Below are 11,476 nucleotides of genomic sequence, written 5' to 3' on the forward strand. Positions count from 1 at the left end.
TGCTCAGTGGACCAACATATGCCATAACCTGCGACCAGGGGATATCTGCCTCCACATATGCTTCCAATTCTTCGAGATTCCTAATAAATGCTGCAAACATAAAATCTTTATGCCTTTCAAGATAATATTCAGCCTGACTAGGTTTATGTACTGTAACCATCACATGATCAAATGCATTTAATTTTATTATCAAATCCGCTGTCATTTCCATAGGAACATCTTTATGATCAAGATCAACTATAGTCTTGCCTTTGCTCCACTTAATAACTTTCTCTAAAGTAGGCACCTTATATTTTGTTACTTTTCCAGTAACATCTACCAACTTTAGTTTTTTGACTTCCTTCCAAGTATAGTCACTCAGTTTTCCCTTCCCATTTGTAGTTCTATCAATGGTGGCATCATGCATTAATACAATGACACTATCTTTGGTAAGTCTTGGGTCAATTTCAAAAAATGCAGGAGTATAACGAAGTGTATTTTTAAATGCTACAATACTGTTCTCTGGATATCCCTCCTCTTTTCCACCCCTATGGCCACTTATCAAAACTTTCCCGTCTTCTTTATAGCTGAAAAATTCGTGAAGTTCCTTGGCCCCCTTTAATTTAATTTTATGGATTTTTTGAGCATACGCACTCTCTTTTACAAAAACTGAAACAATAAAAACCACAAATAATAATCTAATTAAGCTATTCATTTCTACTTGGTATTTAAGTTGTACTATAAAATTCTGAAGCTTGTTGTTTCCATAAATATCGGATCATAAAAACAAGGATTCTATCAAAGAATAGATTTATCCTCCAATTTTCATAAGCTCAATAGCATCCAATTTCTTAAACCACAATAGTTTTAAATCAAACAGGAAACAATGCTATTGCTTTAATTAATAAATGATTCCTCCGAAGTCATTACGACTTCTTCCTCCTCAGGAAGCTGAATAAAATAAGTTATTAAACTACTTATAAAATAGAGCCCAGATAAGATCCATACAATTCCTTCGGAGCCCACAACTCCAATAAATAGTCCTACCAAAGCTGGTCCCACAAAAACCGGCAAACCTGCTCCCAAATTAAGGACAGACATTGCGGCACCTTTATCATCTTTTACTAGGGATGGAACCAATGCCGACAGGGGAACATAACCGGCCAATAATGCCCCCCAAAGAACTCCACATCCTAATACTGCCCAAAAGCTACCACCAGACCACTGTGCACTGTAGTAAAAAAGTAACGTAGATATTCCGCATCCAACTCCTCCAAACCACATTACAGTATTTCTCCACCCAAATTTATCTCCAACGAAACCAAAAAACAGGTTAAACGCAATATTAGCGGTAAATACTGTCCCCCATATTTGCAACCATTCTGTGGTACTTATTCCATGTATCCCAAAAAAACTGGGGATAAAAACTGGAAAAGCAAACTGCGCTGTTGTGTTTATTACCCTAACTACCCCTCCCAACAATACCTTGGGATGATCTTTCATAATGGATATTCCCCTATTGAGCTCTTTTAGTTTGCTGGTATTATTTTTTCGTTCCAATCTACCTTTTTGAATAATTATGGCAAAAACTGCTCCTAGTATTACCCAAAAAATAGAACTCCATAAGGTTTCAAGGTATCCCCACTTTTCAATTGCCCAACTTGAATAATATGCTCCCAAAACATTTAATCCCCCCGTAAAAACAAACCAAAACCAACCTACAGCTTTTCCCAGTTGATTTTTAGAGCTTTTATAACTTAGCCAAACCAAAAAAGAATACGCGAATAATGGATACCCAAATCCCCTTAATGCATAAGTAATCAACATCATATTAAAATCAAATGCATTAAGCCCCAAACCTATGAAACCTATGGTTCCCAAAACATAAAACATCAGACCTATAGTCATTGTCCTTTTCATTCCATACATTTCTGTTAGGACACCTGAAAACCACGATGCTAGGGCAATCGTTATTCCATAAACGGTAAATAGAGAAGCAGATTGCTGGATACTCAAGCCTCTTTCCATGAGGTATGGACTCAACCATCCTTGCTCAATCCCATCTCCCATCATAAATATAAGGACTCCCAAATACCCCCAAATAAGCTGTTTGGGAAGACCAATATTATCTATCCATTGATTTTGTTTTTTAATATCTATCATAAATTTTACTCTCTTAAATAGTCTTTATTTTACATTATCCTTTTACAAAAAATCACAATTTGTCAGATCGATTAATTGAAGCTTTTTATTCTGCCAAATAGTTCTTTAAAGTACCAACACTATAACCAGAAGGTGCTTCGTCCTTATTCCATCGAATTTTGTCAGCTTTCCCATCTCCATTAATATCACTGAAATAAAAAAAAAGTACTTTCACTTTGAGAGGTTCCACGAAGTGAATACACTGGTCCATCAAAAGTTCCATCACCATTAGCTGGGTATACTTTCACTTTACCTTTATAGATATTTGGTCTCCAAAATATTTTATCTGATTTACCATCCCCAGTAACATCGGCAAAATAAAATCTTGTGGTAGACACTTGGCTGCTCCCAGAAGTGTTACTATTCAAAAAAGTAAAAGTTCCATCACCATTTGACCCATAGACCCGTGTATGTCCAGAGTCATATGTCGGGTTCCAGTAGATTTTATCTGCTTTACCATCGCCGGTAACATCAGCAAAATAGAAAGTTGTATTTGTACTTTGACTAGCACCATTGGTATTAGAATCTAGAAAGGTAAATGTACCGTCCCCATTGGATCGGTATATCTGTGTTTTGCCGGAATCAATGGTGGGATCCCACCGTACCTGGTCAGCCTTACCATCTCCAGTCACATCAGCAAAATAATAACTAGTACTTGTTAAAGTACTGGCACCAATTGCATTTGAATTGAGAAAACTGAAGGTTCCATCTCCATTTGACTCATAAATCCTTGTATGGCCGGAATCATAAGTAGGGTTCCAATAAACCTTATCCTCCTTACCATCCCCTGTGATATCAGCAAAATAGAAAAAGGTATTTGAACTTTGACTTGAACCATTGGTATTAGAATCCAAAAAGGTAAAAGATCCGTCCCCATCAGATGCATATACCCTAGTGTGACCTGAATCGAAGGTCGGATTCCAATATATCTTATCTACTTTTCCATCTCCAGTTACATCTGCAAAGTAATATCTTGTATTAGCACTCCCACTAATCCCCTGATCATCAATATTAAGTTCACCATAAATAGCAGGGATAAATTCCCCCATTATAGCCCAATGATCAGAAGGCCAATCCCCGCTATAACTGGTATCTATCACCTTGGAGCTAATAAAAGCCAAATCTCTTGAACTTAAGATCCAATCCAACTTACTATCTCCAATAGCATCCCATCCATGAAAAGTATTACCGCTTTCATGATGCACACATACCATACTGTTGCTACCAGTGGTATTTTTTAAGATCGAGATTTCAGGAGTCCCGGGCTGAGCATTAAAGTCTCCCATTACAATAACAGGTAGACCATTTGAATTATCTTCAACCACATCTTTAATTAAACTGGCCATCGCTTGTCTTTCCGTAGAAGAAACGGTTGTCCAGTGACTATTACAGATGAAATATGATTGACCCGTAATCGAGTCATTCAAAACAACCCAGGTCCCATTTCTTGTCTCAGTTTGAACAATTTCAAAGCTTCCTTGATCCAGTCTACTAAATCTACTGGATCTATAAAAAATTGCTTTTGGAGTCCCTGTTGAAGTAACAGTATAGATATCATATCCTAAACTATCCATTTTGTCTTCCATCCAAGCTTCAAACCAATTATTGGAAAATTCCTGTAATCCTACAACATCAGGATCATTATCAATAACTGTTTGAAGAATCAAGCCCTTCCTATCATTCAAAGACAAGGGATCATTTGCATTATCATGACGGATGTTAAATGACATGACTTTCAACTCTGACGAAATGCTAAACGAATTTAAGCTAAACGATTCCTCTGACTCAGAAAACTGTAAAGGTTCGAGATCTCCAGGCCCTTGGCAAGCTGACATTATCAGACAAGCTAAGAATATCAACATAGATAAAGCAATGCTAATACTTCCATTCAGAATATTTTTCATAGGTCATATTGGATTTTACAGAAATTATTCATTTACATTTTTCCTGGGTAAAAACTCTGCTGAAATAGCCCAATGGTCTGATGGCCACTGACCATTTATTTTTTCATTACTCACCCTAAACCCTATTCTTTCAAGATTATCATAAGAATAAAAAATCCAATCTATTTTACTTTTACCTTCATCCTCCCAACCATGAAATGTTGGAGCAAAGGTGGAATCCGCATAAGTAATAGCAGGAACCTTGTGGCTTTCCATTTTAAGCATTTCTCGTGTCTGGGGTTTTGCATTGAAATCACCAAAAGCAATTACCGGTAAACCTTGGTGTTTTTGCTCTATTTCCTCCAACACTATACCTGCAGTATTTGCTCTTTCAGTTGAAGAAACCGTAGTCCAATGACTGTTGCAAACAAAGTATTTAAGGTCATTTTCTTGATCATAAAGTATCACCCATGAACCCGACCTGTTTTCCGTAAAATTCATTTGAAAGGTTGCAAAAGACCGTTTTTCAAACCTATCTTCTTTGTAGAAAATAACTTTGGGTGAGCCTTTTGAGGCAGATTCATCCATATAATACTGATAACCTAAATCAAGCATTTTGATTTTCATCCAATCCTCAAACCAGTTATTCGAATATTCCTGTAGTCCTACTATTTCGGGATTTTGTTGTGTAATTTCTTTCAGAATAAGGTCTTTCCTTTCGTGAAGAGAAAGAGGATCCTTATCATCGTCATGCCTAATATTAAAAGACATGACCTTAAATGGAGTATATTCTACCTCTTTATCATCATCCTCTTTTGAATCAGAAGGACGATGTTCCTCTGAGTTGCAGTTTCCAAAAGAAAGGATTATTGCAAGCCCTATAAAAAAAAGTGACAATACACGCTTCATCATATTCTTTGAGTTGGTTTCAACAATTCTATTATTGGGTATTATTGAGTAAGACATTTGTATTAGTCTATTACTTGGAAAACAGTGACTCCCTCATCCTCTTCGATTTCTGACAGCGTATTTCCATCTTCCTTACAATAACTAAAATACTTAATAGTACTTTTTCTTGATTCAAGCCAGATTTTTTCGGTTGTTACACCACCAAGTTTGTTAAATCCGCCGACATCCTGATTGGGCTGATCAAAGAGGTAAGTATTGGACCCTTGACCAAAGAATGGTTGCTCGTTACCCTCACTATCAATATTGCTATATAGATCGCTTTTTTCAGGTATTCGATACCCATAACCATTTTCCTCATCAAATGCCCCACCGATTAAGGTTCCATAAAAAACAGCATCTATGGGAATTGAAGCCTCAGTAACATTAAGTCCTTCAAATACTGCAATACCATCAGCGGTATTGCTACCATCTCCAGACATATTTCCCAAAAGTCCACCGGTGGGATCGCCAAATCCGTCACCGCCATCCGTTTTGTAATCTATTGTTCTAATCCAATTGGCATTACTGATATCTGTACTATAACCATCATTTCCACTTCCACAGCTTCCATATCCAGAAAGTACTTTGGACATACCCCCTACATAGAAAAAAGAACCCTTTGCAGCCGAGCCTTCCTTAAGATCAAATTTTATGGTAGACATACCTCCTTCTGCCCAACCATTTGGGCCTGCTTGACTGTTGTCACAAATGACAACCGAATATGGGGTTTGGGAAAAATCGATATCCTCTAGAGCCATCAACTGGATATATTCATATCCTCCTTTATGTTCTACAATGATATTCCCTCCAGCATAGGATGAAGAGGTCCCTGCAGCAGCACCATCAGAACCACGCGGATCAGAGCAAATACCCGTCACAATAATTGACGCGTTTTGTTTAATTACTTTTGTTATAACTGAAATGGATTCTTCCAAGCTGATATAATCTAACCTAAAGTTCCCGGACATAGGGCTGTCCTCGTTTCCAATAACCGTATAAGAATATTCTCCCTCTGTAAGACCCGTAAATACAACCTTTCCTTCAATATCTGTATTTAGGGTTTCCAGTAGTTTACCAGTATCGTCATAAAGTTCTACAGGAATATTTTCAAGTATAAATCCTTCTTCATCCAAAACCAGAAGGGAGTAGCTGAAGGTTGGTTCATGGTCTGATTTGTCACTGCTATCACAACCATATAACAAGGGAATAAGAGTTAATATAAAAAAGACTATTTTTTTCATGGGTTTGATTGTTTTTAAATTTTTCGAAATATTGATAATTAGGGCACTCAATTGTCCCATTGCGGATTCTGTTCAAGTGTTCTATTTAGCACGATTTCATCATATGGAACAGGATAAAGATATTGGTAGTCCTCCCATAGACGTGTTAGGTTTTGGAAAAGCAGCAGCTTTCCTTTATTCCCTTGGGACAACTTGAACTGGTTCCCATCAATCAGGTAATACGTTACACCTGATTCTGGATTTGAAGGTATACTGGAAACAAATGAAACATCTGGAAAACCGTCTTGATTAACATCCATTAGCTCATCCATTCTCTCTATATACATTCCATCATATTCCATCGTCAACAGGTGGCCCTGTTTCCATCTCATTAGATCCTGAAAACGTAACCCTTCCATGACTAACTCTATTCCCCTTTCCCTTCTGATTTCCAATAGAACGGGATCTGAAATTTCAGGAAAATAGTGTTCCTGAAGATAGGCGTCCACTTGGGTGGGAATGGAAGAATCAACAATCCCTGCTCTCTTCCTTAACAATTGGATGCTAATTTCCCAGTCATTTGATGTGAATCCTCCAATCTCCGCTTTTGCTTCGGCATAATTTAGAAGGATCTCCCCATAGCGTATCAAAGGCAGAGAATTATTGTTCTCAGCTACTCCATCAGTTGCCTTGGAGTCCAATGTAAATTTAATAGGCTGATAACCTGAAAAGGAATATTTGAAATCAGTTGCTTCAGGTGTCCCCTCCCGGCTATAATCTCCCATTCGTATGGTTTGTTGGAGTCTAAGGTCTCTGTTTTCTACCTCCTCCCAAAAAGGCAGTTCATCATAATTCTCATGATCTGTAAAACGGGAACCATCACGATTGAGGTAAGTATTAATAAAAGTTTTGATTAGGTTTAACCGTTGCCCATAGGTTGAACTAGTAAAGTACCAATTGGCATCATGAAAAATACGCATAGACTGGCTACCAGCATAACTCAGTAGTACTTCGTCAGACTGTACCGACTCCTGAATAAAAAGATTTCGGTAACTAAGGTCCCCATCTGTATCATGGAGCTGGTATTTTCCACTTTCCATAATCTCTTCGGCCGCTGTAACCGCTTCAATTAACCAAGCTTCAGCACTTGTTTGCAAACCTATTTCATCATGATATTTTCTATAGGTTCCTTCATAAAGACAAACTCTTGATTTGAATCCCAATGCAACCCACTTCGTAACCATCGTTCCAGTTTCGTCTTTTAGGGAACGGATATTTTCGCAAGCAAAATTCAAATCTTCAAGAATTTTATCCATAACAAATTCCCTACTGTCTCTTGCCTTGTATATATCAGGGTCAGAAACATCCAGGGTTTTGTCATACCAAGGTACTCCTCCCCATTTCTGTACCTTTTCATAGTAAAACCAGGCTCTGAAAAAACGGGCCACCCCTTCAAAGTGTCCTTTTGCTTCATCAGGAATATCGGCCTTATCAAAATTCTCCAAAAAATAATTGATATTCCTGAGCTGGGACCAACTCCACCCTCCAACATCATGAGAAGTATAAGTGCCCGTAAGATAAGAAGTTACCGTATTCCTTACCATGTAATCACTTACTGCATCCCCACGAACAATAGCATCTCCATCGGGTAGTATCCTATAAAAAGAATTGGTATATAATTGTAGGTCATTTGCACTGTTAAAAGCGTTTTCTGGTGAAATTGTATCTATTGGCGAAAGGTTAAGTTCTTCAGAACACCCTGCCATTAACCATACGCATATCACCCAAACATTATAAAATAGCTTTTTCATTTTCATTGAATTTGAGTTTTAAAAGGTGACATTAATACCTAGAGTATAGGTCTTGAGCATGGGATACCTCATCCCATTTCCCCTATTAGATGCCAATTCCGGATCCGAACCCTCAATCACCTCTGGATCCATTGTCTTCATAATTTTGAACATAGGGGAATAGGTCCATAGGTTCTGCCCATTAAAATAAACTCTAGCTTTAGAAAGCCCTTTAATGCTATTAATTATAGCTGAAGGCAAGTCATATCCTATCGTAAGGTTTTTCAGTCTAACGTAAGCTGCATTTTGAATGTATTTGCTTTGCTCAACCCTAAGTTCACCACGACTATTAAGAGCAACATAACCTCGCAACCTAGGAAAATAGCTATCAGGATTGTTTTCCGACCACATCATAGACTCCATTTCTGCTGGATGCCAGCTGTAAGGCCGGTTATATGCCCCCCAAAAAAGGGAATTGTCTGTCCCAGGCCAGAATTCCCTTTTACCTACCCCTTGAAAGAAAAGAGAGAGGGAAAAGTTGTTCCATTCCATATTGGACAAAAAACCAAATTGGTAACGAGGGGTTGAATTTCCGATCACCCTCCTGTCCCCAGGGTCATCCACTGTATTGCTACCAGGAAGAATTATTCCATCACCATTTAAATCTTTGAATTTGATATCCCCAGGCATGGGATTATTCGCAGCTGAAACCCTGATATAGCTTTGATCTGCATGGTCTTCGATATCCTTTTGATCGGTAAAATATCCATCATTGACAAAGCCCCAAATTTCCCCGAGTATCTGCCCCTCATAATAATCACTAAGAACCTTTTCCGGGTTATTGTATTTGGTTACTTTTGTAATATTATCAGATATAGTCATCCTCAAACTATAGGTAAGCGGCTTATCCCATGATATTTGATCCCGCCAACTCAATGATAATTCCCACCCCTTAGTCTGCAAATCAGCAAAATTTCCTTTTGGTTCAGAAGCTCCAAAAACAGAAGGTAAAGGAGTACTTTTTGTAAACATGTCCGTAGTATTACGAATGTACCAATCAAAGGTAGCTGTCAATTGGTCACCGAACATCCCTACATCTGTTCCCAAGTTTAAAGTAGTGGCAGTTTCCCAAGTAAGTCCGTTAGGTACTACCTTAGGATTACTAGTATATAAAGGATTTGAACCATTAATATATCTTCCCAACAAACCGACGGACATCGTCCCTAAGTATTGGTATGGAGAAATATTACCATTTCCTAGTGATCCGTATGATCCCCTTAGCTTGAACTGTGGTATAGTTTCACTTAGAGATTCCCAAAAATCCTCTCCAGAAACTCTCCATCCAAGAGATGCAGATGGAAAAAAGCCCCACTGCTGGTTTTTTGGAAATTTGGAAGAACCATCATATCTACCATTAACTTCGATAAGGTATTTATCATCATAAGAATAATTGAACCTAAAAAATGTGCCCAGTATTGCCCATTCACTGCCCCCTCCTTTTAACAATATGTTTTGCCCAGTGGCAAGAGTAAAATCTGGCAACTGAGGGTTTATCAAGTTATCTCGCTCTAGATAATGACGTTTTAGGCTTGACATTTCGTAGTTATATCCAATCATTCCTTTAAAAAAATGAGCCTTGAGTCTTTCCTCATAAGATGCGAACAAATTGAACCCCTTATAACTCGTGGTATTATCTTCCTCAATCAACTTATTCTCTCCTCGTTCACGAGATTCCGACGGAGAAATGCTGTACGGCACAGGGGTATACTGCCAAACAGTATTATCGTAAATCTTATTGAAGGTATAATTACCATTCACACTTAAGCGATCATCCAATAGTTTCGCTGAAAAATCGATTGTATTTTGTAATCTTGAGCGGTTTTGATCCCTATAATTTCCACCTGAGATAAAACTTCCAAATACCAATGCTCCATTTTGAGTAATGGATCCGTCAGGATTTGTTAGCATCGCAATTGGAAAAGCCTCATCTGAAACCCTTCTAAATACAGGTGTATTTGAGGGGTGATTCAAAATGGGATAGAAATATTCCATATCCGAATACTCAAAATTGTTATTAACCTTTAACCAATCGGTTATATACACCCCTCCTTTAGCACGCAAATTATAAATTGAATAGTCGTCTGGATTGTACCTAAAAATTCCATCTTGAGAATTAAACCTTCCAGAAACATAAAAGTCACTTCTTTCACCGCTTCCTGAGACACTTAAATTGTACTCTCTTGAAGCCATGCGATCGGCATAAAGCTCCTTCATCCAATCTGTGCTACCATAATAAACATAGTTTCCTGTGGCTGGATTCACCTCCACCATAGGCAATTTTGGGTCTTCGTGTCGCTTTTTCAGTTCATCAAGATAATCTAGAGAAAACGGGAACACACTATTCACTTTAGAAGGATGGGTCTTGTAATCATTCCATGAATAATAGGCATGGTCAAACAACTTCGCCCAAGTATAACCATCCGTCACCAGATCTGGCTTAATAGTTCTATCATTTAAAGAAATGTTCGAAGAAAAATTAACCTGAGACTTAGTTTTACCTGCTTTTTTAGTGGTAAACAAAACAACACCAAAACTTCCTCTAGCCCCATATATCGCCGCAGATGCGGCATCTTTCAAAACCGTGACACTTTCAATATCATTGGGGTTAAGCAGAGATGGATCCCCTGGAACCCCATCAATCAAAACCAATGCACTTCCTCCCGAACCAATAGATGTCCCTCCCCTTACATTAAATGAAGAGGTCCTCGTAGGTTTTCCATCTCCCATTTCAATGTTAAGATTTGGAATAACCCCTTGCAGTCCTCTAGTGGCATTTGGCATTGGTCGATTCTCAAATGCTTCCTCTCCAATTTGATCAACTGCACCTGTCAGGTTAATTTTCTTTTGAGTCCCGTAGCCGACTACCACAACCTCTTCCAACTCCTCCAAATTCATCTTCAAACCTACAGAGATTTGAGATTCATTATTAATCATCACCTCTCTTGGATAATAACCAACATAAGAAAAAACCAACACTTGCCCCTTTCCATCTGTAATATTTAAAGAAAATCGGCCATTGATATCCGTAGATGTACCTATCGATGAATCTTTTAACCTAACCGTAACCCCAGGTATTGTCTCCTTAGTTGATTCATCGAAAACTTCCCCTGAAACCAGAATGGAATTTTGTGCATAAGAGATGGTTTTTGCAGCAAAAAACAAGACTACAATTATTAGAAATTTCACCCGCTCCAATTGCTGGAGCAGACAGCTCTTCTTTTTCATACATAAATATTTTGGGTTTGAATAATTTGACTATAACAATCTCATAAATAAACATATTTTAATTATTTTAAACAAATAATAATAATAATAATAAATATTATTTAACTTTTTAAAATTAAAATAAACATTTTAGAATATCGCTAAGGCTACAAACATTAAATAAAACAAC

At 37.8% G+C, this 11,476-nt stretch carries 7 protein-coding genes; all 7 read right to left on the bottom strand.

All coding sequences use genetic code 11. The features are described from left to right. A partial coding sequence (locus ACYVAA_RS20675; protein ID WP_460545475.1) for a glycerophosphodiester phosphodiesterase family protein occupies positions 1–694 on the bottom strand: 694 nt, incomplete at its 3' end. A gap of 182 nt (positions 695–876) precedes the next feature. Next, positions 877–2,142 (bottom strand): MFS transporter, encoded by a 1,266-nt coding sequence (locus ACYVAA_RS20680; protein ID WP_460545477.1) that lies wholly within the window; start codon positions 2,140–2,142, stop codon positions 877–879. 185 nt (positions 2,143–2,327) lie between these two features. Continuing rightward, a complete protein-coding gene (locus tag ACYVAA_RS20685) occupies positions 2,328–4,085 on the bottom strand; it encodes an FG-GAP-like repeat-containing protein (RefSeq protein ID WP_460545479.1) in 1,758 nt (585 codons plus the stop codon). Positions 4,086–4,109: 24 nt separating this feature from the next. After that, the gene (locus tag ACYVAA_RS20690) at positions 4,110–5,030 is read right to left on the bottom strand and encodes an exonuclease/endonuclease/phosphatase family protein (RefSeq protein WP_460545481.1); all 921 of its coding nucleotides are present in this window, start codon (positions 5,028–5,030) and stop codon (positions 4,110–4,112) included. A 5-nt stretch (positions 5,031–5,035) separates the two neighbouring features. After that, positions 5,036–6,253 (bottom strand): hypothetical protein, encoded by a 1,218-nt coding sequence (locus ACYVAA_RS20695; protein WP_460545483.1) that lies wholly within the window; start codon positions 6,251–6,253, stop codon positions 5,036–5,038. A gap of 47 nt (positions 6,254–6,300) precedes the next feature. Further along, the gene (locus tag ACYVAA_RS20700) at positions 6,301–8,043 is read right to left on the bottom strand and encodes a RagB/SusD family nutrient uptake outer membrane protein (protein ID WP_460545485.1); all 1,743 of its coding nucleotides are present in this window, start codon (positions 8,041–8,043) and stop codon (positions 6,301–6,303) included. 18 nt (positions 8,044–8,061) lie between these two features. Then, entirely contained in the window at positions 8,062–11,307 is a 3,246-nt protein-coding gene (locus tag ACYVAA_RS20705) for a SusC/RagA family TonB-linked outer membrane protein (protein ID WP_460545488.1), read from the bottom strand. Positions 11,308–11,476: the final 169 nt, after the last annotated feature.

This window comes from Echinicola sediminis (genome assembly GCF_054777495.1).